Raw genomic sequence first — 23,525 nt, forward strand, 5'->3', positions numbered from 1 at the left:
GTCAAGACAACAAAGAGAGAACCATGGAACTGCAGGCAGGGACGACCGCCGCCGGGGAAGACACACCGCCCGGGAACAGGGGGCTGCATCGCGTGCTCAAGGCCCGGCATTTGTCGATGATCGCCGTGGGCGGATCGATCGGCACCGGGCTCTTCGTCGCCTCGGGCGCGACCATCTCGCAGGCCGGCCCGGGCGGCGCGCTGCTGGCCTATGCGGTGGTCGGCCTGATGGTCTATTTCCTCATGACCAGCCTGGGCGAGCTGGCCGCCTTCATGCCGGTGTCGGGCTCCTTCGCCACCTATGGCGCGCGCTATGTCGACGAGGGCTTCGGCTTCGCGATCGGCTGGAACTACTGGTACAACTGGGCCGTGACCATCGCGGTCGACCTGGTGGCCGCGCAATTGGTGATGGCCTACTGGTTCCCGGACGTGCCGGGCGTGCTCTGGAGCGCGCTGTTCCTGGCGCTGATGTTCGGGCTCAACGCGATCTCGGTGCGCGGCTTCGCCGAGGCCGAGTACTGGTTCGCGGCGATCAAGGTGCTGACCGTGATCGTCTTCATCGGCCTGGGCACGCTGATGATCTTCGGCATCCTGCGCGGCGGCTCGCCTCAGGGCTTCATGGGCAACCTCGCCAACTGGGGCCTGGGCGACGCGCCCTTCGTCGGCGGCTTCGCGGCGCTGATCGGCGTGGCGATGATCGTCGGCTTCTCCTTCCAGGGCACCGAGCTCATCGGCATCGCGGCCGGCGAGTCGGAAGACCCGGCGCGCAACATCCCGCGCGCGGTGCGGCAGGTGTTCTGGCGCATCCTGCTGTTCTACGTGCTGGCCATCGGCGTGATCAGCCTGCTGATCCCCTACACCGACCCGAAGCTGCTCAAGAACGAGGTGGGCGACATCAGCCTGAGCCCCTTCACGCTGGTGTTCGAGCGCGCCGGCCTGCTGTCGGCCGCGGCGCTGATGAACGCGGTGGTGCTGACCTCGGTGCTGTCGGCGGGCAACTCCGGCATGTACGCCTCCACCCGCATGCTCTACACGCTGGCGGTCGAAGGCAAGGCGCCGCGCATCTTCGCGCGCGTCACGGCCAACGGCGTGCCGCGCATGGCGCTGTGGGCCACGGCGGTGGTGGCGGGCCTGTGCTTCTTCAGCTTCGTGTTCAGCCCGCAGAAGGTCTACATCTGGCTGCTCAACGCCTCGGGCATGACCGGCTTCATCGCCTGGCTGGGCATCGCGCTGAGCCACTACCGCTTCCGCAAGGGCTACGCGGCGCAGGGCCGCGACCTGGGCGCGCTGCCCTACCGCGCGGGCCTGTTCCCGCTCGGGCCGGTGTTCGCCTTCCTGCTGTGCCTGGTGATCACGCTGGGCCAGAACTACCAGGCCTTCCTCAACGACCGCATCGACTGGGCCGGCGTGGTCGCGACCTACATCGGCCTGCCGCTGTTCTTCGCGATCTGGCTGGGCTACCGGCTGGTGCGCGGCGGCGGCATCGTGCGCTACCGGGACATGAAGTTTCCGGCGCCGAAGTTCTGAGGCCGCGCCTCGGCCGGCCGCTGCACAATCGCCTTCCCTCCACCGTCCCCATGTTTCCCGTGACCGGACCTGACGCCCCCTCCACCCCCCTCATCCGCACCATGACCATCGACGACTACGACGATGTGATCGCCCTGATGAAAGAGACGCCCGGCATCTCATTGCGCGATGCCGACTCGCTCCCCGCCACCGAGCGCTACCTGCAGCGCAATCCGGGCCTGAGCTTCGTCGCCGTGGCATCGGGTGCCGTGGTCGGCTGCGTGATGTGCGGGCACGACGGTCGCCGCGGGTACCTGCAGCACCTGCTGGTGCAGCCGGCCCATCGTCGCGCGGGCATCGCCTCGGCGCTGGTCGAACGCTGCCTGGCTGGCCTCGCGTCGCTGGGCATCCTCAAGACGCACATCGACGTGCTGCAGACCAATGCGCTGGCCCAGCAGTACTGGGCCGGCAAGGGATGGAAGTTCCGCACCGACATCCACCGCTACTCGTTCACGCGCTCGGGCGACGCGAACGCCTGAGCCGGGGCGCCGGCTAGCGGTCGCTGGCCAGCAGGCCGTAGAGCGCCGAGTCGGAGACCACGCCGTCGATCTCCCAGCGCTGGCGCAGCAGGCCCTCGCGGCGGAAGCCCAGCCGTTCGAGCGCCTGGGCTGAAGCGCTGTTGTCCGGGTCGATCTCGGCCTCGATGCGGCGCAGGCCGAGCCGCTCGAAACCATGGGCGATCAGCGCGCGGCCCGCTTCGCCGATGTAGCCGCGGCCCCAGTGCGCGCGGCCGAGACCGAAGCCGATCTCGGCCCGCCTGGAGGCCTGGTCGATCGCGAAGAGCATGCACTGGCCGATCGGCGGGCCTTCTTCTTCGGCCTGCAGGCCGATGCCCAGCGTGATCGCGGCCTGGCGTGCCATCTCCTCGCGGCGCTCCGCGATGAAGCGCGCCGCGGTGTCGACCGAGGGCCAGGGCGGGGTGTTCCAGTACTTCATGACCGCGGGGTCGGAGAAGATGGCGAACAGCGCATCGGCGTCCGCGGGGGCCAGCGGCCGCAGCACGAGGCGTTCGGTGGCGATGCGCGGAAGGAAGGGGTCGTCTTGCGGGGCAGGGGATCTCATCGGCGCCCGAGGCTACCGCAGCGAGGCCCCCGGGCCCGCCATTCGGCCCACGGATAGCCGGCCCATGCGCGACAGCGCTTGCCCCGCCAGTGAGTTCCGTCTATCGAAAGTCGATTTGATTCTTTGGCATCCCGGCGCGGAAGTGAAACAGTGCGCTCCCTCTTCACAACGCCTGGGTCCTTTCATGCAGACGCCTCTCCTGGCCAGCCGCCGCCGGCTGCTTCTCCACACCGTCCTCTCCACCGCGGCCCTGGCGGCCGGGCTCGCGGGCACGGGCATCGCGTCGGCGCAGGCGAGCAAGCCGCTGCGCATCGGCCTGGCCGCGAGCCCGGCCAACGATGCGGTGAAGCTGATCGCGAAGAAGGCCGAGGCCGAAGGCATCAAGGTCGAGATCGTCGAGTTCAACGACTGGGTCACGCCCAACACCGCGCTGGCCGAAGGCGCGATCGACGTCAACTACTTCCAGCACATCCCCTTCCTGGAGAACGTCAAGTCGGCCAAGGGCTACGACCTCAAGGCCGTCGCGCCCGGCTACATCACCTGGCTCGGCATCTACTCCGACCGCGTCAAGCGGCTGGAAGACGTCAAGCAGGGCGCCACCGTGTCCTTCGCCAACGACCCGGTCAACACCGGCCGGGCGCTGCGCATGCTCGACGACGTGGGCCTGATCAAGCTGCGCGACGGCTCCGATTTCCGCGCCACCGTGACCGACGTGATCGGCAACCCGAAGCAGCTCAAGCTGGTGCCGGTGGAGGCGCAGCACGTGGCGCGCGCGCTGGGCGACGTGGACCTGGGCGTGACCTTCCCGTCCTTCATCAAGCTCGCGGGCAAGGACCCGAACAGTGCGATCGTCTACCAGAAGCCTTCCACGCTCTACGCCATCCACTGGGTGACGCGCACGGCCGACGCCAACGACCCGCGCCTCAAGCGCTTCATCGCGCTCTACAACAGCACGCCCGAGGTCAAGGAGATCCTGCGCAAGCAGTACGGCGACCTGATCGCCTTCGGCTGGTGAGCGGAAGCGGCACGCCCGTGGCAGACAAGAAGCACATCCTGCTCAACGCGTTCAACATGAACAGCGTGGGCCACATCGCGCACGGCCTATGGACGCATCCGCGCGACCGTTCCGAGGACTACCGGCGCCTGGGCTACTGGACCGAGCTGGCGCGCACGCTGGAGCGCGGCAAGTTCGACGGCCTGTTCCTGGCCGACATCGTCGGCGTCAACGACGTCTTCGGCCAGTCGCCCGAAGCCGCGCTGCAGGAGTCGGTGCAGGTGCCCATCAACGATCCGCTGCTGCTGATCCCCGCGATGGCCGCGGTGACGCAGCACCTGGGCTTCGGCGTGACCTCGAACGTCACTTACGAACGGCCCTACCTGTTCGCGCGCCGCATGTCGACGCTCGACCACCTGACCGAGGGCCGCGTGGGCTGGAACATCGTCACCGGCTACCTCGACAGCGCCGCGCGCGCCCACGGGCTGACCGAGCAGGTCCGGCACGACGAGCGCTACGACATGGCCGACGACTACATGGACCTGGTCTACAAGCTCTGGGAAGGCAGCTGGGAAGACGGCGCCGTGGTGCGCGACCGCGCGGGGCGCGTGTTCACGCAGCCGGGCAAGGTGCACCGCATCGTGCACGACGGGCCCTTCCACAAGCTCGACGCCATCCACCTCAGCGAGCCCTCGCCGCAGCGCACGCCGGTGCTGTTCCAGGCCGGCGGCTCGGAGCGCGGGCGGGAGTTCGCGGCCACGCATGCGGAGTGCGTGTTCATCAACGCGCCGACTTCCGAGCTCAACGCCTTCATCTCGGCCGACATCCGCGCGCGTGCCGTGCGCCATGGCCGGCGGGCCGAGGACATCAAGGTGTTCGCGGGCGCGATCGTGGTGGTGGGCGCGACCGAGCGCGAGGCGCGCGAGAAGTACGAGGACTACCGCCGGTACGCGAGTCCGCAGGCCGGCCTGACGCACTTCAGCGCCTCGACCGGCATCGACCTCTCGACCTACGGCCTGGACGACCCGATCCGCTACGCCCCGACCCAGGCCATGGTGTCGGCGGTCGAATCCATCACGCAGCGCAGCCCGGACAAGGTCTGGACCGTGCGCAAGCTGCTCGCGCTGATGGAACTGGGCAGCCGCACGGCCGCCATCGTGGGCTCGCCCGAACAGGTGGCCGACGAACTGCAGGCGCGCGTGGCGCAGAGCGGCATCGACGGCTTCAACCTGATGCGCACCGTGACGCCCGAGAGCTATGTCGACTTCGTCGACCTGGTGGTGCCGGTGCTGCAGGACCGCGGCGTCTACAAGCGCGACTATGCCCAAGGCACGTTGCGCCACAAGCTCTTCGGCGAAGGCGCGAAGCTGCCCACGCGCCATGCGGGCGCGGCGCGGCGCCACGACGCGGCCACCGTCGAGGAGGCCACGGCATGAGCACCACTGCCTCGACCGATTGGGGCCCGGCGCTGGAAGACGCGCTGTTCCTCAGCGTCGCGCACCGGCACGTGCCCGGCCTGCCCGCGCGCCGTGCCGCGCCGCCGCGCGGCCCCGAGACGCCGGCGGAAGTGCAGGCCCTGTGCGACGACTGGGTGCGCACCGCCGCGCACGACCTGTTCATCGTGCAGGCCGTGGCGCGCGCGATGCACACCGTGTTCGCCGACGATCCGCATGTGCAGCTGCTGCTGTCGCGCCAGCTGGGCGACGACGGCGACCATGCGGTGGAGGCGCGCCGCCACCTGTGGGCGCTGCGGGGCAGCGACCCGCTGCCGGAGATCCGGCGCCACCTGGCCGAGCACTGGGAGCGCGCGGGCGACATCCCGTTTCGCGGCGTGGCCGGCTTCCTGGCCTTCGAGTTCCACTACGAGCTCTACATCCTGGCGCGCATGCAGATCGTGCGACGCACCGCGCGCATCGCCGACACCGCGATGAAGGACTTCGCCGAGTCGCGCATCCGGCCCGACGAAGCCTTCCATCGCAGCCAGATCGTGGGCTGGTGGCTGGACACGCTGCAGGCCATGTCACCCGAGGAGCGCGCGCGCTTCACACGCGAGATCCTGGCGCAGGACGAGGCGCTGCAGCAGCGGCTCAACCCCTTCCTGCGCGAGGAGCTGGCCGACATGGCGCGGGTCTATGGCGCCGACCTGGCCGAGGCGCATGCGATCTACGACGACTGGCGGCGCACGCTGCTGGCGAAGTTGCTGGACACCGATGCCTCGGCATTGGGCGCACTCACCAGCATCGTGCACTGAGCTACTGCGCGGACGGCTCGCCGCCGCGCTGCGCGATCGCCTGCAGCGCGCGCGGCAGGTCCGCGATGCTGTCGATCACGAGATGCGCGCCCGCCGCGTAGAGGCGCTGCGCCGCGGCCTCGCGCAGCGCATCGACCTGCGCGGGCGGCAGCCGGCCGAGCGCCTCTTCGGTCAGGCCGACCTCGTTGCCGGCCAGGCTGATGCCCACGCACCACATGCCCGCGTTGCGGCCTTCCTCGATGCCCGGCGTGGTGTCGTCGACCTTGACGCAGGCGCGCACGTCGCCGATCTGCAAGGCCAGCACGTTGGCCAGCGCCATGTACGGGCCGGGGCGGCCGCCCGCGGGCAGTTCGTCGCCGGCCACCACATGGTCGGGCGCGATCCCGCGCGCGGCCGCCAGCGGCAGCAGCACATCCAGCACCTGGCGCGGGTAGCCCGAGCAGGAACCGATCTTCAGGCCCTGCGCGCGCAGCCAGGCGAGCGTCTCGACCGCGCCCGGGATCGGCTGCGAATAGTCGCCGACCTTCTGGATCTGCATCGGCATGAAGCGCTGGTACAGCGCGTCGATGTCCTGCTCGCCGGGCGTTGCATCGAAGCGCTGCTGCCACTGCGCGAGGATGCTCGGCTCTTCCAGCAGCGTGCGGATGTGGTCGCGCTTCGACAGCCCCATGGGTCCGCGCGCCTGCGCCAGCGTGACGGCGATGCCGAAGGTGGCGAAGGCCTCGACGAAGATCTGCGTGGGCGCGAGCGAGCCGAAGTCGACCAGCGTGCCGGCCCAGTCGAAGATCACGGCCTCGAGGCGGCGGGTGGGCCAGGTGGTGGGAAGGGGGGAGGTGTTCATGGTCGGTTGCTTCGAGAGGTGTGAGACAGAAGTTCAGGCGGCGGCGATGAAGTTGCGCCCGCGCGCACCGGCCAGCGCCTGCGCGATGCGTGCGCTCCAGTCGGCTTCGGCGATGCCGTAGCTCGCGGGGTCCACGCTCACGCCCAGGTCCTGCAGGAAAGCGCTCAGGGTGTCGATGGCCTCGTCGATGTGACCGGCATCGAAGGCCGAGCGCAGCAGCGCATCGAGCTCGGCATCGCGGCCGGCCGCGAGCCGCATGATCCGCGGCAGGCTGAACGAGCAGGCGATGCCGTGCGGCGTGCCGTGCTGCAGCGTGATGTCGTAGGACAGCGAATGCGCGAGCGCGGTGCGGGTGTTGGAAAAAGCCAGGCCCGCCTGCAGCGCCGCGGTGGCCAGACGTTCGCGCAGGTCGCGGCTGTGGGGTTTCGCCAGCAGGGCGGGCAGCGTGTCCAGGATGCGGCGCACCGCGCTGACCGCGACGCTGGCCGACACCGGGTTGCGGTGCACGTTCCACAGCGATTCGAGCGCATGCGACAGCGCGTCGAGCCCGCTGGCCAGCGTGGCCGCGTGCGGCAGGCTCAGCATCAGCTCGGCGTCGACGATGGCCGTCTGCGGCCAGGTCCAGGGCAGCTGCAGCGACAGCTTGCGGGCCCGCGCCTGGTCCCACACGGTGGCCCAGGGCGTGACCTCGCTGCCGGTGCCCGCGGTCGTCGGAATGGCCAGCAGCCGGCGATGCCGCAGCGTCGAGGCCCGGTCGGGCTGCGCGCCTTCGAGCAGCGCCTGCAGTTCGTCGAAGCGGCCCGTCGCGGGCCGGGTGAGCATCACCTTGGCGCAGTCGATCACGCTGCCGCCGCCCAGCGCGACGATGCACTCGACCTCGGGGTGGTCGCGCCACAGCCGCTCGTACATCGGCGCGAGCCAGGCCACGTCGGGGTTGGGCCGCACATCGGTCTCGACCGCGGCGAGGCGTTCGCCCAGCAGGTCGCGGATGCGCTCGACGAGCCCGAGCCCGGTGGCCTCCGGGAAGGCGATCAGGATCGCGCGGCGCGCGCCGAGCAGGCGCGGCAGGGCCGCGAGGGAGCCGCAGCCGGCGTGCACGCCGACGGGGTTGTAGAAGGTCCACATGGTGTCGTTCGGGAAAGCGGAATGCGTCAGTGCCGGCCGTTGCGCTGGATGCGGTGGCGCAGCTGGCTCGACAGCGTGTCGGCCACCACCACCATGACGGTGATCACGATGATGCAGGTGGCGGTCTCGGGGTAGCGGAACAGCTTGAGGCTGCTCACCAGCTCGAAGCCCAGCCCGCCCGCGCCGACCATGCCCAGCACCGTGGCCGAGCGCAGGTTGACCTCGAAGCGGTAGAGCACGACCGCGATCCAGGCCGTGATCACCTGCGGCAGCACGCCGAAGACGATCACCTGCAGCGGCCGCGCACCGGTGGCGCGCAGCGCCTCGAGCGGGCCCTGGTCGATCTCCTCGATGGCATCGGCGAAGAACTTGCCCAGCATGCCGGCGCCGTGCAGCGCGAGGGCCAGCACGCCGGGGAAGGGGCCCAGGCCCACGGCAGAGACGAAGACCAGCGCGAGGATCAGCTCGTTGATGCTGCGCACCACGTTGAGAACCTGCCGTGTGCCCTGGTAGACCCAGCGCCGGCTCTGCAGGTTGCGCGCGGCCAGGAAGGACAGCGGGATCGCCGGCAGCACCGCCAGCAGCGTGCCCCAGACGGCGATCTGCACGGTCTCGAGCGCGGGCGCGAGCAGGCGGTCGAGGATGCGCAGGTCGGGCGGCAAGGTGCGGCCCAGGAAGTCGAGGATCTGCGGCAGGCCCGCGGCCAGTTCGGCCCAGCTCAGCTGCGCGCCGGCGGCGCTCCATTGCAGCGCCCAGGCGATCACGCAGGCGCCGATCATCAGCTGGACCCAGCTGCGGCGGCTTTCGGGCAGCGGGCCGGTCCAGGCGTACTTGCTTGGGGATGTAGCGTTCGTCATGTTCATGCGCCGGTGCGGGCCATCGAAGGCAGGGCCAGCGCGGGCTGGAGGGACGCGTCCGCGCGCTCGGGCGAGGGCGGCGCCATGTAGATGCGGTCGATGTCGGCCTGGCCCATCTCTTGGGGCGGACCGTCGAACACCACGCGGCCCTGGGCCAGGCCGACGATGCGGTCGGCGAACTCGCGTGCATAGTCGACCTGGTGCAGGTTGCACAGCACGGTGATGCCCAGCGCGCGCGAGGCGTCGTGCAGGTACTGCAGCACCTTGCGCGAGGTCTGCGGATCCAGGCTGGCCACGGGCTCGTCGGCCAGGATCACGCGCGGGCGCTGCGCCAATGCGCGTGCGATGCCCACGCGCTGCATCTGGCCGCCCGAGAGCGAATCGGTGCGCGCATGCGCCTTGTGCGACAGGCCCACGCGGCCCAGGCATTCGTGCGCCAGCGCGATGTCCTCGCGGCTGAAGAAATGCAGCACCGAGGCCAGCGTCGAGACCGCGCCCAGCCGGCCGGTGAGCACGTTCTTCAGCGCGCTCAAACGCGGCACCACGTTGTGGTGCTGGAAGATCATCGCCACGCGCTGGCGCAGCGCGCGGGTGTCGGCGCAGTGCACCGCGTCCATGCCGTCCACCGCGAGCGCGCCGCCATCGGCCACGGCCAGCCGGTTCACGCAGCGCAGCAGCGTCGACTTGCCGGCGCCCGATTCGCCCAGCACCACGACGAACTCGCCCGGCGCGGCATCGAGGTCCACACCGCGCAGCACGGTGTTGTCGCCGTACTGCTTGGTGAGCGCACGGATGCGGATCACTTCATGCTCCGCAGGTCGAGCTTGAGCACCTTGGCGGTGTCGCGCACCACGTTGTAGGCCGCGTCGCTGGTGGGCTGGAAGCCGTTGAGCACGCCCTGGTCGCCCCAGGGCAGGTCCTTCACGTTGGCCAGGGCCTTGGCGATGCGGGCCTTGAGCGCCGGGTCGAGGTCCTTGCGCCAGACCATCGGCGACTCGGGGATCGGGCTCGAGGACCAGACGATCTCGAGCTCGTCGGCCTTGACCTGGCCCTTGGCGATGGCGCTCGCGAGGATGCGGTCGGCCACGGCGGCGGCATCGACCTTCTTGTTGGCCACGGCCAGGATGCTGGCGTCGTGCGAGCCGGAGAAGATCACGCGGCCGAAGAAGCTCTCGGGGTCGTGGCCGGCCTGCAGCAGGCCGGCCTTGGGGAACAGGTGGCCCGAGGCCGAGGTCGGATCGACGAAGGCGAAGGTGCGGCCCTTGAGGTCGGCGGTCTTGGCCAGGCCGCTGTCCTTGCGCGCGATGATCACGCTCTTGTAGGCGCTCTGGCCGGTCTTCTTGGTGACGGCCACCGCGAAAGCTTCCACGTCGGCGACCTGGTTCGCGAGCACGTACGAGAACGGGCCGAGGTAGGCCACGTCGAGCTTCTTCGAGCGCAGCGCTTCGATCACGCCGTTGTAGTCGGTGGCGACGAAGGGCTTGACCGGCATGCCGAGCTGCTGCTGCAGGCTGTCGAGCACCTGGCGGCTGCTCTCGATCATGGCTTGCGAATCCTCGGCGGGGATCAGGCCGATGGTCAGCGGCTGCTGCGCCAGGGCGGGCACGGCGGCCAGGGTCGACAGGGTCAGGGCGAGCAGGCTGCGGCGCAGGCGGAAGAGGGTGTTCATGGGGGTGGGCGGTGGGGTGTGGAGGGGCTGACGGGTGGGAACTGGCACGAGGTTAAGAACGCCGTGTGACAGCCTCATATCAACTCGATCACGAATTTGTCATCGTTCGATTCACACAATCTATGGATGTCAGCCGCCAAACTCCGTGCCTTCCTCGCCGTCGCCCAGCACGGAAGCTTCAGCGCCGCCGCGCGTGCCGTGGGTCTGAGCCAGCCCACGCTGACCACCCAGGTCCAGGGGCTGGAGCGCCAGCACAACGTCGTGCTGTTCCACCGCCAGGGCCATCGCATCGAGCTCACCAGCGTGGGCGAGCGGCTGCTGCCCGTCGCGCGCCAGATCGCCTCGCTCGAGCTCGATGCGTGGAACCTGCTGCACGACAGCGGCGACCTGCAGTCGGGTGAACTGCGGCTGGGCGCGGTCGGGCCCTTCCATGTGATCGAGATGGTCGATGCCTACCGCCAGCGCTATCCGCGGCTCGACGTGTCGATCCGCATGGGCAACTCGTCTTCGGTGTTCAAGGACCTCGAGGACTACACCATCGACATCGGCGTGCTGGCGCGCTTCCACGAGACGCCGGGCTTCTGCGCCACGCCCTATGCGCGCCATGCGCTGATCCTGTTCGTGCATCGCGATCACCCCTTTGCGAACCGCGGCCAGATCCGGCTGGAGGAACTCCACGGCCAGCCGCTGCTGCAGCGCGAGAGCGGCTCCAGCACGCGGCGCGCGCTCGACGAGGCGCTGGCCCGCGCGGGCGTGCGGCCCCGGCTCGCGATGGAGATCGGCAGCCGCGAGGCGATCCGTGAAGCCGCGGCGCGCGGCATCGGCATCGGGGCGGTGTCGGAGGCCGAGTTCATTCCCGACACACGGCTGCGCACCGTGCGCATCGAGGGCGATCCGGCGGTGACGCAGACCTATCTCTATTGCCTGCAGGTGCGGCGCGAGAGCCGGGTGCTGGCGTCGTTCTTCGAGGTGGCGCTGCGTCTGCGCCAGGGCGCGGTCGACGCGGCGGCGACCGACCCGGCGCCCCGTGCCCACGGCATATGCAACTGACTTCTTGTTCCTTGGCGATCGCCGGGCGCGGCGGAAGAATGGCCGGGCACTCCCGCCTTTCCGTTTTCCTCGTCCCTCTCCATGCCCGCTTCCGATTTCCCGCGCCAGATGCACCTGGGCGCCTTCTTCTTCGGCGTGGGCCACCACCTCGCCGCCTGGCGCCATCCTGAGGTCGATCCCGGCGCGGCGAGCCGCGTCGCGTCACTGCGCGAATGGGCGCGTGTCGCCGAAGCGGCGAAGTTCGACGCCATCTTCTTCGCCGACAACGTCGGCCTGCCCGGGCCGCCCGATGCGGTGGTGGCGAAGAACGCGCTCTGGTATCCGCTCGACCCGATGCTCACGCTGGCCGCGCTGTCGCAGGCCACCGAGCGCATCGGGCTGGTGGCCACGGTCTCCTCGACCTACCTGCCGCCCTACCACCTGGCGCGCAAGTACGCCACGCTCGATCAGCTGAGCGAAGGCCGCAGCGGCTGGAACCTCGTGACCTCGGGCAGCGATTTCGAGGCTCGCAGCTTCGGCCTCGACCAGCAGATCGCCCACGCCGACCGCTACGCCCGGGCGCGCGAGTACGTGCAGGTGGTCAAGGGCCTGTGGGACACCTGGGAGGACGATGCCTTCGTGCACGACAAAGAGGCCAACCGCTTCTTCGACCCGGCCGCGCTGCACCGTGTGGCCCACGAGGGCGCGCACTACAAGGTGCACGGCGGCCTGCAGACGCCGCGCGCGCCGCAGGGCTACCCGGTGCTGGTGCAGGCCGGCTCCTCGGGCGACGGGCAGGACCTGGCCGCCGCGTCGGCCGAGGTGGTGTTCACCGCGCAGCAGACGGCCGAGGATGCGCGCGCCTTCTACAGCGGACTCAAGGCCAGGCTGCCGGCCTACGGGCGCACCGCCGACCAGCTCAAGATCCTGCCCGGCATCTCGCCCTTCGTCGGCCGCACGCGGCAGGAGGCGCAGGACAAGTTCGAGCAACTGCAGGGCCTGATCGATCCGGTGCTGGGCGTGGGCCTGCTCTCGACCTTCCTGGGCAACGTCGACCTGTCGGGCTACGCGGTCGACGACCCGTTCCCGCAGGACCTGCCTGTGACCGAAGGCTGGAAGAGCCGGCAGGAACTGTTCGGCCGGCTCGCGCAGCGCGACGGCCTGAGCATCCGCCAGCTCTACGAGAAGGTCGCGGGCGCGCGGGGCCACTGGACGATGGTGGGCACGGCGGCGGACATCGCCGATCAGCTGGAGCATTGGTTCAGCACTGGCGCGGCCGACGGCTTCAACGTGCTCGCCCCCACGCTGCCGCACGGGCTCAAGGATTTCGCGGATCTTGTGATCCCCGAACTGCAGCGCCGCGGCCTGTTCCGCACCGAGTACACGGGCCGCACGCTGCGCGATCACCTGGGCCTGGCGCGGCCCGCGCATCCGAAGGCCAGGGTGGCATGACACGCGTGCACAGACGAAGCGGTTGTTTGGATTCCACTTTTTATTCGTTGGTGAAAGCGGCCCCGAACCCTAGATTGATGGCCATGGCCACCCAGAAGGCCGCCCACCCGATCAGGAGTTTTCATTTCATGTCCGCAGATACCAGCGAGATCGTCGCCTTGCCCGAAGCCCTCGAACGCGCCCAGGCCGAGGCCGCCGCGCAGAACCTGCCCTATGCGGGCGGCGTCGCGCCCGCCGAGGCCTGGCAGCTCGTGCAGGACGGCGCGGCCGTGCTGGTCGACGTGCGTTCCAACGAGGAACGCACCTTCGTCGGCCAGGTGCCCGACAGCCTGCACGTGCCATGGGCCACCGGCACCGCGCTCACGCGCAACCCGCGCTTCGTGCGCGAACTCGAGGCCAAGCTCGCCAAGCAGGGCGGCAAGGAGGCGACGGTGCTGCTGCTGTGCCGCAGCGGCAAGCGCTCGGCCCTTGCGGCCGAAGCGGCGGCCAAGGCCGGCTTCGCGCGCGTGTTCAACGTGCGCGAAGGCTTCGAGGGCGAGATCGATGCGCAACAGCATCGCGGCACGGCCGACGGCTGGCGCTTTCATCGATTGCCCTGGACCCAGGGCTGACATCCACCGACCCACGAAAGAAGGAAACGAATGGCCCGGTTCGACATCGGCGGCATCGCCGGCGCGCTGCATGCGGCGCGCGACGAATGGCGCGCGGCGCAGAAGCGCTCACGCGAGCCCGGCGGGCGCGAGTTCCCCTCGCGCGATGCGCTCACGCAGATCCTGCGCTCGCTGCAGGGCGTGCTGTTCCCGATGCGGCTGGGGCCGGTCGACCTGCGCCAGGACAGCGAGGACATCTACGTCGCCTACACGCTCGACGCGGCGCTGCATGCGCTGCACGGCCAGGCGCTGCTCGAACTCAACGACCGGGCCCGGCGCGCCGGGCAATCGACGGCCGACGTGGACGAACGCGCCACCGCCGCCGTGCGGGCTTTCGGCGCCGCGCTGCCCGACATCCGCCGGCTGCTCGACACCGACGTGCTCGCGGCCTACCAGGGCGACCCGGCGGCGCACAGCGTCGACGAGGTGCTGCTGTGCTATCCGGGCGTGCTGGCGATGGTCCACCACCGGCTCGCGCACCGGCTCTACACGCTCGACCTGCCGCTGCTCGCGCGCATCGTGGCCGAGCTCGCGCATGCGCAGACCGGCATCGACATCCACCCGGGCGCACGCATCGGCCCGAGCTTCTTCATCGACCACGGCACCGGCGTCGTGATCGGCGAGACGGCCGTGATCGGCCAGCGCGTGCGGGTCTACCAGGCCGTCACGCTGGGCGCCAAGCGCTTCCCGACCGATGCCGAGGGCAAGCTGCAGAAGGGCCTGCCGCGCCATCCGCTGGTGGAAGACGACGTGGTGATCTACGCGGGCGCGACCATCCTCGGGCGCGTGACGCTGGGCCAGGGCGCGACCATCGGCGGCAACGTCTGGATCACCGACGACGTGCCCGCGGGCGCGAGCGTGACGCAGGCGGGCCTGCTCAACGCCAGGCCGCTGAAATGAGCGCGCTGCCCGAGTCCCGGCCGCTCTACGACCTGGTCGAGACCTTCGGCATCGCGGTGCGCCAATTGCGCGAGGTGCGCGGCTGGTCGCAGGAGCAGCTGGCCGAGCGCTCCAACCTCAACCGCTCCTACGTGGGCGAGGTCGAGCGCGGCCGCGTGATCGCCTCGATCCTGACCGCGCAGAAACTGGCGAGCGCGCTCGACATCAACATCGCGAGCCTGCTCTCGCGCTGCGAACAGCTGGAGCAGCAGCGCACCGTGCGCCGCATCAACTTGGCGGCTATAGCCTGTTGAGGGGAGCACCCGGTCGCCCTGAAACTCCGCCTCGATTTCCTTTCCTTCATCGATCAACGGAGTCCTTATGACCGCAACAGTGGGTGGAACCACCGCCCTTGGCGACAATGCCGCACGCCAGCTCGCCAATGCCACCAAGAGCGTTCCCCAGCTCGAGACCATCAGCCCGCGCTGGCTCACCCACCTGTTGCAGTGGGTCCCCGTCGAGGCCGGCACCTACCGCCTCAACAAGGTCAGGAACCCCGAGTCGATCAAGGTCGTCTGCACCTCGCGCGAGGACGAGAACCAGCTGCCGCGCACCTGGGTCGACTACGAAGAGCATCCGCGCGAGTACAACCTCAACGCCGTGAGCACCGTGCTGGACGTGCACACCCGCATCTCCGACCTGTACAGCAGCCCGCACGACCAGATCAAGGAACAGCTGCGCCTGACGATCGAGACGATCAAGGAGAACCAGGAAAGCGAGCTGATCAACAACCCCGACTACGGCCTGCTGTCGCAGGTGACCGAGGAGCAGCGCATCTTCCCGCTGACCGGCGCGCCCACGCCCGACGACCTCGACGAGCTGCTGACCAAGGTCTGGAAGGAGCCGGCCTTCTTCCTCACCCACCCGCTGGCCATCGCCGCCTTCGGCCGCGAAGCCACGCGCCGCGGCACGCCGCCGCCGACCGTGAGCCTGTTCGGTTCGCAGTTCATCACCTGGCGCGGCATCCCGCTGATCCCGTCGAACAAGGTGCCGGTGGCCGACGGCAAGAGCAAGATCCTGCTGCTGCGCGTGGGCGACAAGCGCCAGGGCGTGGTCGGCCTGTTCCAGCCGGGCCTGACCGGTGAACAGAGCCCGGGCCTGTCGGTGCGCTTCATGGGCATCAACAACCATGCGATCGCGTCGTACCTGATCTCGCTGTACTGCTCGGTCGCGGTGCTGACCACCGACGCGCTGGCCGTGCTCGACGACGTCGAGATCGGCAAGTACCACGACTATCCCGACACCTACAAGTAAGGCGCGCCGTGAGCACGTCACTTTCTCCACCGGGCCTGTCGCCGCTGCCGCAGCTTCCACCGCAGCCCGAGGCGCCCTTCGATCCGGCCGTGCTGGCGCGCATGGCGAGCCAGCTGTTCGCGGCCCTGCCGGGCCAGGCGACGCCGCCGGGCGTGCAGGCGCCGTCGCAGCTCGCACCCGCGGGCTCGCCGCTGGTGAGCCCGGCCGGCTTCGGCCCCAGCGTGCCGGGCACGCCGATCCCGCAGGGGCAGGTGCCGGGCACCAACCTGCTGCCGGGCTCGCCCACGCAGCTGCCCTCGCTGGCCCACCGCGCGCCCTCGCTGCTGCCGCACGCGGTGGCCGGCAACGGCGCGCCGGACGCCTTCCACAGCGCCTTGCCGGCCTACGAGCCGCGGCTGGGCAGCGCGGTGCTGGGCGTACCCGAAGGCCATGCGGCGCTGGGCAGTGCACAGCCGTCGGCGGCGGCGTCCCCGTTCTATTTCCTGAACGGCAGCCATGGCCACCCGTCGGCCGGTGCCGTGCCCGCGGCGTCACCGCCCCTGCAGGTCCTGCCCCCTCTCCCGCTCGCGGGAGAGGGCGGGGGTGAGGGCTTTCCGAAGAACCGGGATGCAGGCTCGCTCCCGGCCCTCTCCCCGGAGGGGCAATCGGGCAGCGGCCAACCCCAGTACTACTTCGTCGATTCGGTGCGCCTGACCAGCGGCTACGTCACACCGGCCAAGCCCGCGCCGCACGGCGACGTGCCCTCGGTCGCGCAGGGCCAGCGCCAGCCCTTCGACGTGCATGCGGTGCGGCGCGACTTCCCGGTGCTGCAGGAGCGCGTGAACGGCCGGCCGCTGGTGTGGTTCGACAACGCCGCCACCACGCACAAGCCGCAGTCGGTGATCGACCGCATCGCCTACTTCTACGCCCACGAGAACTCGAACATCCACCGCGCGGCGCACGAGCTCGCGGCGCGCGCGACCGATGCCTACGAAGGCGCGCGCGAGCGGGTGCGCAAGTTCCTCAACGCGCCCGACGTGAACGAGGTGATCTTCGTGCGCGGCACCACCGAGGCGATCAACCTGGTCGCCAAGAGTTGGGGCGCGCAGCACGTGGGCGAGGGCGACGAGATCATCGTCTCGAACCTCGAGCACCACGCCAACATCGTGCCCTGGCAGCAGCTGGCCTCTGTCAAGGGCGCGAAGCTGCGCGTGATCCCGGTCGACGACTCGGGCCAGGTGCTGCTCGACGAGTACCGCAAGCTGCTCAGCGACCGCACCAAAATCGTGGCCGTGACGCAGGTCTCGAACGCGCTGGGCACGGTGGTGCCGGTGAAGGAGATCGTCGCGCTGGCGCACCGCGCGGGCGCGAAGGCGCTGGTCGACGGCGCGCAGTCGGTCTCGCACATGCGGGTGGACGTGCAGGACCTCGACGCCGACTTCTTCGTCTTCTCCGGGCACAAGGTGTTCGGGCCCACCGGCATCGGCGTGGTCTGGGGCAAGCGCGAGGTGCTCGAGGACATGCCCCCGTGGCAGGGCGGCGGCAACATGATCGCCGACGTGACCTTCGAGAAGACGGTGTTCCAGCCGATCCCGAACAAGTTCGAGGCCGGCACCGGCAACATCGCCGACGCGGTGGGCCTGGGCGCGGCGATCGACTACGTGAACCAGGTCGGCATCGAGAACATCGCGCGCTACGAGCACGAGCTGCTGGTCTACGGCATGGCGCAGCTGCGCACCATCCCCGGCGTGCGGCTGATCGGCACCGCGGCCGACAAGGCCAGCGTGATGTCCTTCGTGCTCGACGGCTACAGCACCGAGGAAGTGGGCCATGCGCTCAACGACGAGGGCATCGCGGTGCGCACCGGCCACCACTGCGCGCAGCCGATCCTGCGGCGCTTCGGCGTCGAGACCACGGTGCGGCCCTCGCTGGCCTTCTACAACACCTTCGACGAGATCGATCGCCTGGTGGCGGTGGTGCGCAAGCTCGCGGGGCAGCGGCGCGCAGGTTGAACGCCGGCCCGCATGGCGTCGCGCGGCGCCATGCGGGTAGACGTTTTCGGCATGCGCATATCGGATTTGCGTCGTTGGGTTTCGGGCGTCGGCTTCGTACAGTCGGTTTCAGTTTCAACACAGGAGACCGAATGTCGATCCTTCGCAAATGGTGGCATGCCGCCACCCTCGCCACCCTGACCTTCACCGCGGCGGCCCCGGCCGCCTTCGCGCAGGCCTCGGCCGACGGCAGTGGTCCGCTGGTGTCCACCGAATGGCTCGACAGGAACCTCAAGAACCCCAAGCTGCGCGTGATCGAGGTCAGCGTGAACCCGGGCCTCTACGAGCGCGGCCATGTGCCGGGCGCGGTCAACTTCTCGTGGCATGCCGACCTCAACGACCGCGTGCGCCGCGACATCGTGAGCCAGGCCGATTTCGAGAAGCTGCTGTCGGCCGCGGGCGTCGACAACGACAGCACCGTGGTGCTCTACGGCGACAACAACAACTGGTTCGCGGCCTGGGGCGCCTGGGTGTTCGAGCAGTACGGCGTGCGCAACGTCAAGCTGCTCGACGGCGGCCGCAAGAAGTGGGAAGCCGAAGGCCGCGTGCTCGAGAACCGCGCACCGGAAGTCGTGGCCACGCGCTACAAGGTCACGCGCCCGCATCCCGAACTGCGTGCGCGCCTCGCCGACGTGCTGGGCGTGGCCGAGGGCAAGACCGACGCCAGGCTGGTCGACATCCGCTCGGCCGACGAGTACACCGGCAAGATCTTCGCGCCGCCGGGCGCGGCCGAGCTCGCGGTGCGCGCCGGCCACATCCCGGGCGCGGCCAACGTGCCCTGGGGCCGCGCGGTCAACGAGGACGGCACCTTCAAGTCGGCCGCCGAACTCAAGGCGCTCTATGCGGCCGCCGGCATCGACGGCAGCAAGCCCGTCATCACCTACTGCCGCATCGGCGAACGCTCGAGCCACACCTGGTTCGCGCTGACCAAGATCCTGGGCTACCAGAACGTGCGCAACTACGACGGCTCGTGGACCGAGTACGGCAATGCCGTGGGCGTGCCGGTGAGCAACCCCAGCGGCACGGTCTGGGCGTCGAAGTAGGCACCGTTCTTCTTTCTTTTCTTCTTTCTTTGGGTGGGGACAACTCGTTGTCTCCTCGTCGTGTGGTAACGACGTTCGGGCGGGCCTTGGGTCCGCCCTTTTTTCGTGAGGAGTGGGTTCGACGATGACGACGACAGCGCAGATTCCGGTGGCCGATGCGCCCGCGGGGCCCGGCCGCGTGGCATGGATCGCCGCCGCACTGGTCGTGCTGCTGACCATGGCCGGCGTGCAGGCCCTGGGCGAACGCAACGGTGGCCGTGCACTGGCCTTCGCGGTCGGCCTGGGCGCGCTGCTGGGCGTGGTGCTGCAGCGCTCGCGCTTCTGCTTCTACTGCCATGCGCGCGACTACTTCGAGCGCGGCGATGCGCGCGGCCTGCTGGCCATCGTCGCGGCGCTGGCGGTCGGCACATTGGGCATGCATGTGGTCATGACCGGCTGGCTGCCCGTGCCCGTGCCGGGGCGGCTGCCGCCCGATGCCCACATCGGCCCGGTGAGCTGGGCGCTGGTCCTGGCCGGCCTGGCCTTCGGCCTGGGCATGGTGGTGTCGGGCTCGTGCATCAGCGCCCACTGGTACCGGCTGGGCGAGGGCTCGCCCACCGCGCCCTTCGCACTCATCGGCTCCGCGGCCGGCTTCGTGCTGGGCTTCAACAGCTGGAACACGCTCTACAGCGCGACCATCGCGACGGCCCCCGTGGTCTGGTTGCCGCATCACCTGGGCTATGCCGGATCGGCCGCGGTGCAACTGGGCCTGCTGGCCGCGATCGCCGCGCTGCTGTGGCGGCGCCTGCCGGCCGAGGGCGCGTCCTTGCCGCGCGCCGCCAGCTTCGGCGCGGCCCTGCGCCGGGCCTTCATCGGCCGCTGGCCGGCGGTGTGGGGCGGTGTCGCGGTCGGCGCCCTCGCGGTGATCGTGGTGCTGCGCCTGCGACCCCTGGGCGTGACCGCGGCACTGGGCAGTGCCGCGCGCACGGTCGGCGAGCATCGAGGCCTGGTGCCGCAGCGGCTCGAAGGCCTCGACACCTTTGGCGGCTGCGTGGCGGCCGTGCTCGAGCATTTCTGGCAGACACCCAACGCCCTGCTCATCGCAGGCATCGTGGCCGGCGCGCTGGCGGCGGCGCTGGCCAGCGGCCAGTTCACGCCACGCGTTCCCAGCCTGCGCCAGGCCGTGCGCGGCCTGGGCGGCGGCCTGCTGCTGGGCTGGGGCGCAATGACGGGGCTGGGCTGCACCGTGGGCAACCTGCTCTCGGGCACCATGGCCGGCGCGCTCTCGGGCTGGGTCTTCGGCGCCGCGGTGCTGTTCGCGGTGTGGGCCGGACTGCGCCTGCGCTGGAGTCTCTGAAAGAGCAGGGAGAGGGTCTGCGCGCAGCGAGATTCCTCATGCGCAATCGGTCTTTGGTTTGCTCGCCGCGCCTCGCAGAATCGAGCACGGCGCAAGCCATTGAAGAGAGAAACCGATGACCACACAGCACCCCCCCGTTTCCCCGGTCGACCAGGCGCGACGCGTGATCGGCGTGACGCGCCAGGCCTGGCGCGTGGCGCCGCTGTCCGAGCAGGCCGAGGCCCGGCGTGCGCCGCACGGCTACGTGCCCCTGCGTGCCTTGCGGCGTGTGCAGGCCGCGGCGGCGCGCAGGATGCCGGTGGGGGTGGCGTTGGCGCATTCCTGGTAGGGGCAACATCCCCCTCGTGCGGGCGCCATGCGCGCGCCGGCAAGGCGCGACTCAGCGCCGCAGGCCCAGCAGTTCGCGCGCCACCACCCAGCGATGCACCTCGGTCGGCCCCTCGTAGATGCGCATCAGGCGCGCCTCGTTGGCCATCTGCTGCAGCGGCATTTCCTTGGTCATGCCCATCGCGCCGAACATCTGCATGGCGTGGTCGATCACCTCCCAGGCCATCTCGGTGGCGAACACCTTGACCATCGACACCTGCGTGCGTGCCTCGTCGCCACGGTCGATGCGTGCGGCGGCTTCGTAGGTCATGAGCCGGCAGGCATGGATGCGCGTCGCCGCGTCGGCGACCCACCATTGCACGGTCTGGCGTTCGGCGAGCGACGCGCCGAAGGTGCGGCGCTGCGGCGCGTACTCGCACATCATGTCGAGCGCGCGCTGGGCGCGGCCGATGCACCAGGCCGCCATCTGCAGCCGGCGGCTCGACAGCCGCGCCTGCATGGGCGCGAAGCCCTGGCCTTCCGGCCCGAGCAGCCGTGAATGCGGCACCCGGCAGTCCTCGAACAGCACCTCGTAGGTCGAGACACCGCCGATCATGGGAATGCGGCGCTCGACCTTGAAGCCCGGCGTGTCCTTGTCGACGATGAAGGCCGAGATGCCACCGCGCCCGCCTTTGTCCCGGTCCGTCACGGCCATCACGATGGTCCAGTCCGCGCGCATGGCGCGGCTGATCCAGATCTTGCGGCCGTTGAGGACCCAGTCGTCGCCGTCGCGCACCGCGCGGGTCGACATGGCCGAGGGATCGGCGCCCGCGCCGGGTTCGGAGATCGCGATGGCCGAGACCGTCTCGCCGCGCGCGTAGGGCGCGAGGTACGCGGCGCGCTGTTCGTCGTTGGCGGCCGTGAGCAGCATGCGCAGGTTGGGCGAGTCCGGCGGCAGCTCGTAGGGGGTGATGGTCTTGCCGAACTCCTCGTTCACCCCGACCATCGCGACCACCGGCAGGTCGAGGCCTTCCATCTCGGCCGGTGCGTCGAGGCCCCACAGCCCGCGCGCCTTGGACACGGCATCCAGCGTGGCGTGCTCCTGCGGCGACAGCTCCCACGGCGCGCCGGCCGCCTCGCGCTTCAACAGCGCCGCCTCCAGCGGCAGCAGGTCTTCGCGCACGAAGCTGGCCACCAGGTCCTTGAGCGTCTGATGCTCGGGATCGAGTTCGAAAATCATTCCATCACTCCAAAATTTCCAGGGAAACGGCCGACAGGCTCAGCGGCCGTTGAAGCGCGGCGTGCGGCGCTCGGCCATCGCCTGCACGCCTTCGCGAAAGTCCTCGCTGCGGAACTGCAGCTGCTGCTCGGCCAGTTCGCGCCGGTTGATGGCACGCACCTCCTGCGCCAGGTTGGCCCGCAAGGTGGCGCGGGTGCTCTGCACCGCGAGCGGGGCCGACTCGGCGATCTGCGCCGCCAGCGCCCGGGCCCGTGCCAGCACCTCGTCGGCCGCCACCAGTTCGTCGGCGAGGCCGATGGCGAGCGCCTCGCGGCCGTCGATGCGGCGGCCGGTGTAGAACAGCATCGCTGCCCGTTGGGCGCCGATCAGGCGCGGCAAGGTGTGGCTCAGCCCGAAGCCCGGATGGAAACCCAGCCGGTTGAAATTGACGCTGAAGCGCGCCGCCTCGCAGGTCACGCGGAAGTCGGCCGTCAGTGCCAGCCCGACGCCGGCACCCACGGCCGCCCCGTGGACCGCCGCGACGACCGGCTTGCGGTTGTCGAACAGCCGCAGCGCGTGCGCATAGAAGTCGGCGGGGTCCATGGCCTCGCCGCCCCCCGGCACACTGGAGAAGTCGGCGCCGGCGCAGAAGGACTTGCCCTCGGCCGCGAGCACGATGGCGCGGCAGCCCGCATCGCCGTCGAGCATGGCCAGGGTGTCGGCGAGTTCGCGCATGGCCTGCGCGTCGACGAAGTTGTGGGGCGGACGGCACAGCGTCAGCGTGACGACGTGGCCGTCGCGGCTTTGTGCGAGGGGGGAGGGGGAGGAGGCGTTCATTGGAGTTCGATCTTTGCGGAGCTTGCGATGCGTTTCCAGACCTCGATCTGCTCGCGCTGGAAGCTGCGCAGTTCGTCCTGGCCGCCCTTCATCACGACCACGTTCTGCTTGGCGTAGAACTCGATGGTCTCGGGCATGGCGAGGATCTTCACGAACAGTTCCGACAGCTTGTCGACCACCGGCTTCGGGGTGTTCGCGGGCGCCGCGACGCCGGTCCAGGTGTCGCCGCTGAAGCCTGCGAGGCCCTGTTCCCGCGCGGTGGGCACGTCGGCCAGTCCGGGCAGGCGCTGATCGGCCGCGATGGCCAGCGCGCGAAGCTTGCCGCCGCGCAGCAGCTCCATGGTGGCCGTGATGTCGGCGAAGCCCAGGTCGGTCTGCGCGGAGATGGTGGCATTCACCGCCTCGGGCGCGCCCTTGTAGGGCACGTTGAGCAGCTTGATGCCGGCCTTCTCGGAGAACAGTTCGCCCATCAGCTGGTAGGCGGCCGAGCCCGAGGCGAAGGTGGTCTGGCCGGGCTTGGCGCGGGCCGCGTCGATCAGGTCCTTCAGCGTCTTGTAGGGCGATTGGGCCGGCACGATGAGCACGATGGGCGAGCGCATCAGCGTCGAGACCGGCGCCAGGTCCTTCACCGGGTCGTAGGGCAGCTGCTTGAACAGCGCCACGTTGGTGGCCAGCGTCGAGTTGCTGCCCATGAGCAGCGTGTAGCCGTCGGCGGGGGCGGAGGTCACGGCCTTGACCGCGATGAAGCCGTTGGCGCCCGCGCGGTTGTCGACGATCACGGGCTGGCCCGTCAGTTCGCCCAGCTTGCGTGCGAAGAAGCGCGCGCCGACATCGGTGCCCGAGCCGGGCGGGAAGGGCACGACGAAACGGATCGGCTTGCTCGGATAGTCCGTGGCCGCCGCCGCTGGCTGCTGCGCTTGGGCGAACGGCGCTGCGGCGAGGGCCAGGGTGGCGGTCAGCGCCGCGGCGCTCAGCGTCCTCGACAAGGGGTTCATGAGGGATGTCTCCTGTAGGTGTGTGGCGGATTCTATAAACTTGCTTGTTGACTAGCAAGTAAGTAGTTACG

General features: G+C 70.0%; 24 protein-coding genes. 15 read left to right on the plus strand and 9 right to left on the minus strand.

From position 1 onward, the window contains the following. Window positions 1-23: 23 nt before the first annotated feature. Both QTI20_RS02030 and QTI20_RS02035 read left to right on the plus strand, forming a co-directional pair. Window positions 24-1,526, plus strand: a complete 1,503-nt coding sequence (locus tag QTI20_RS02030; RefSeq protein WP_286550568.1) for an amino acid permease — start codon at window positions 24-26, stop codon at window positions 1,524-1,526. 101 nt (window positions 1,527-1,627) lie between these two features. Further along, entirely contained in the window at window positions 1,628-2,044 is a 417-nt protein-coding gene (locus QTI20_RS02035) for a GNAT family N-acetyltransferase (protein ID WP_286550567.1), read from the plus strand. A 13-nt stretch (window positions 2,045-2,057) separates the two neighbouring features. Here QTI20_RS02035 and QTI20_RS02040 read toward each other — a convergent pair whose 3' ends face one another. After that, window positions 2,058-2,627 carry a GNAT family N-acetyltransferase gene (locus QTI20_RS02040; protein WP_286550566.1) on the minus strand — a complete coding sequence of 190 codons (570 nt, stop codon included), beginning with the start codon at window positions 2,625-2,627 and terminating at the stop codon, window positions 2,058-2,060. 184 nt (window positions 2,628-2,811) lie between these two features. On the opposite strand from QTI20_RS02040, the gene QTI20_RS02045 reads away from it, so the two are divergent. From QTI20_RS02045 to QTI20_RS02055, 3 genes are read left to right on the plus strand one after another with little or no spacing between them, the layout of a single operon-like run. Next, on the plus strand, window positions 2,812-3,642 hold the full coding sequence (locus tag QTI20_RS02045) for a MetQ/NlpA family ABC transporter substrate-binding protein (protein WP_286550565.1): 831 nt from the start codon (window positions 2,812-2,814) through the stop codon (window positions 3,640-3,642). A 56-nt stretch (window positions 3,643-3,698) separates the two neighbouring features. Beyond that, window positions 3,699-5,057 carry an LLM class flavin-dependent oxidoreductase gene (locus QTI20_RS02050; protein ID WP_503011391.1) on the plus strand — a complete coding sequence of 453 codons (1,359 nt, stop codon included), beginning with the start codon at window positions 3,699-3,701 and terminating at the stop codon, window positions 5,055-5,057. Beyond that, window positions 5,054-5,872 (plus strand): hypothetical protein, encoded by an 819-nt coding sequence (locus tag QTI20_RS02055; protein WP_286550563.1) that lies wholly within the window; start codon window positions 5,054-5,056, stop codon window positions 5,870-5,872. Before QTI20_RS02050 ends, QTI20_RS02055 begins: the two co-directional genes overlap by 4 nt. Before the next feature lies 1 nt (window position 5,873). Here the strand turns inward: QTI20_RS02055 and phnX are convergent, their stop codons facing one another. From phnX to phnD, 5 genes are read right to left on the minus strand one after another with little or no spacing between them, the layout of a single operon-like run. Beyond that, entirely contained in the window at window positions 5,874-6,713 is an 840-nt protein-coding gene (gene phnX, locus QTI20_RS02060) for a phosphonoacetaldehyde hydrolase (RefSeq protein ID WP_286550562.1), read from the minus strand. Window positions 6,714-6,746: 33 nt separating this feature from the next. After that, on the minus strand, window positions 6,747-7,838 hold the full coding sequence (psrA, locus tag QTI20_RS02065; protein WP_286550561.1) for an iron-containing alcohol dehydrogenase PsrA: 1,092 nt from the start codon (window positions 7,836-7,838) through the stop codon (window positions 6,747-6,749). 26 nt (window positions 7,839-7,864) lie between these two features. Further along, window positions 7,865-8,701, minus strand: coding sequence for a phosphonate ABC transporter, permease protein PhnE (gene phnE, locus QTI20_RS02070; RefSeq protein WP_286550560.1), 837 nt, complete (start codon window positions 8,699-8,701; stop codon window positions 7,865-7,867). After that, the gene (gene phnC / locus QTI20_RS02075) at window positions 8,698-9,498 is read right to left on the minus strand and encodes a phosphonate ABC transporter ATP-binding protein (protein WP_286550559.1); all 801 of its coding nucleotides are present in this window, start codon (window positions 9,496-9,498) and stop codon (window positions 8,698-8,700) included. The genes phnE and phnC overlap by 4 nt, the downstream gene beginning before the upstream one ends. After that, window positions 9,495-10,364: a phosphonate ABC transporter substrate-binding protein gene (gene phnD, locus QTI20_RS02080; RefSeq protein ID WP_286550558.1), complete on the minus strand. Its 870-nt coding sequence runs from the start codon at window positions 10,362-10,364 to the stop codon at window positions 9,495-9,497. Before phnD ends, phnC begins: the two co-directional genes overlap by 4 nt. A 126-nt stretch (window positions 10,365-10,490) precedes the next feature. On the opposite strand from phnD, the gene QTI20_RS02085 reads away from it, so the two are divergent. The 10 genes from QTI20_RS02085 (at window position 10,491) to QTI20_RS02130 (ending at window position 20,425) form a co-directional block, all read left to right on the plus strand. Then, complete coding sequence (locus QTI20_RS02085; RefSeq protein WP_286550557.1) at window positions 10,491-11,414, plus strand: LysR substrate-binding domain-containing protein; 924 nt, start codon at window positions 10,491-10,493, stop codon at window positions 11,412-11,414. A gap of 81 nt (window positions 11,415-11,495) precedes the next feature. Continuing rightward, a complete protein-coding gene (locus tag QTI20_RS02090; protein WP_286550556.1) occupies window positions 11,496-12,845 on the plus strand; it encodes an LLM class flavin-dependent oxidoreductase in 1,350 nt (449 codons plus the stop codon). 128 nt (window positions 12,846-12,973) lie between these two features. After that, entirely contained in the window at window positions 12,974-13,456 is a 483-nt protein-coding gene (locus QTI20_RS02095; RefSeq protein ID WP_183023045.1) for a rhodanese-like domain-containing protein, read from the plus strand. Between the two features lie 30 nt (window positions 13,457-13,486). Next, entirely contained in the window at window positions 13,487-14,395 is a 909-nt protein-coding gene (gene epsC / locus QTI20_RS02100; protein WP_286550555.1) for a serine O-acetyltransferase EpsC, read from the plus strand. Beyond that, window positions 14,392-14,688, plus strand: a complete 297-nt coding sequence (locus QTI20_RS02105; protein WP_286550554.1) for a helix-turn-helix domain-containing protein — start codon at window positions 14,392-14,394, stop codon at window positions 14,686-14,688. Before epsC ends, QTI20_RS02105 begins: the two co-directional genes overlap by 4 nt. A 67-nt stretch (window positions 14,689-14,755) precedes the next feature. Further along, on the plus strand, window positions 14,756-15,688 hold the full coding sequence (locus QTI20_RS02110) for a family 2A encapsulin nanocompartment shell protein (protein ID WP_286550553.1): 933 nt from the start codon (window positions 14,756-14,758) through the stop codon (window positions 15,686-15,688). 101 nt (window positions 15,689-15,789) lie between these two features. Further along, window positions 15,790-17,679: a family 2A encapsulin nanocompartment cargo protein cysteine desulfurase gene (locus QTI20_RS02115; protein ID WP_503011390.1), complete on the plus strand. Its 1,890-nt coding sequence runs from the start codon at window positions 15,790-15,792 to the stop codon at window positions 17,677-17,679. Window positions 17,680-17,810: 131 nt separating this feature from the next. Continuing rightward, window positions 17,811-18,761, plus strand: coding sequence for a sulfurtransferase (locus tag QTI20_RS02120; protein ID WP_286550552.1), 951 nt, complete (start codon window positions 17,811-17,813; stop codon window positions 18,759-18,761). Between the two features lie 124 nt (window positions 18,762-18,885). Then, window positions 18,886-20,097, plus strand: a complete 1,212-nt coding sequence (locus tag QTI20_RS02125; RefSeq protein WP_503011372.1) for a YeeE/YedE family protein — start codon at window positions 18,886-18,888, stop codon at window positions 20,095-20,097. Window positions 20,098-20,212: 115 nt separating this feature from the next. Beyond that, entirely contained in the window at window positions 20,213-20,425 is a 213-nt protein-coding gene (locus tag QTI20_RS02130) for a hypothetical protein (protein WP_286550551.1), read from the plus strand. Window positions 20,426-20,476: 51 nt separating this feature from the next. Here the strand turns inward: QTI20_RS02130 and QTI20_RS02135 are convergent, their stop codons facing one another. Genes QTI20_RS02135 through QTI20_RS02145 form a run of 3 tightly spaced genes read right to left on the minus strand, consistent with a single transcriptional unit; the run spans window position 20,477 to window position 23,454 of the window. Next, on the minus strand, window positions 20,477-21,643 hold the full coding sequence (locus QTI20_RS02135; RefSeq protein WP_183023052.1) for an acyl-CoA dehydrogenase family protein: 1,167 nt from the start codon (window positions 21,641-21,643) through the stop codon (window positions 20,477-20,479). Between the two features lie 39 nt (window positions 21,644-21,682). Further along, on the minus strand, window positions 21,683-22,459 hold the full coding sequence (locus tag QTI20_RS02140) for an enoyl-CoA hydratase/isomerase family protein (RefSeq protein ID WP_286550550.1): 777 nt from the start codon (window positions 22,457-22,459) through the stop codon (window positions 21,683-21,685). Then, a complete protein-coding gene (locus QTI20_RS02145) occupies window positions 22,456-23,454 on the minus strand; it encodes a Bug family tripartite tricarboxylate transporter substrate binding protein (RefSeq protein WP_286550549.1) in 999 nt (332 codons plus the stop codon). Before QTI20_RS02145 ends, QTI20_RS02140 begins: the two co-directional genes overlap by 4 nt. Window positions 23,455-23,525 lie beyond the last annotated feature (71 nt).

Origin of the sequence: Variovorax sp. J2P1-31 (genome assembly GCF_030317215.1) — a bacterium.
Lineage (GTDB): Bacteria > Pseudomonadota > Gammaproteobacteria > Burkholderiales > Burkholderiaceae_C > Variovorax.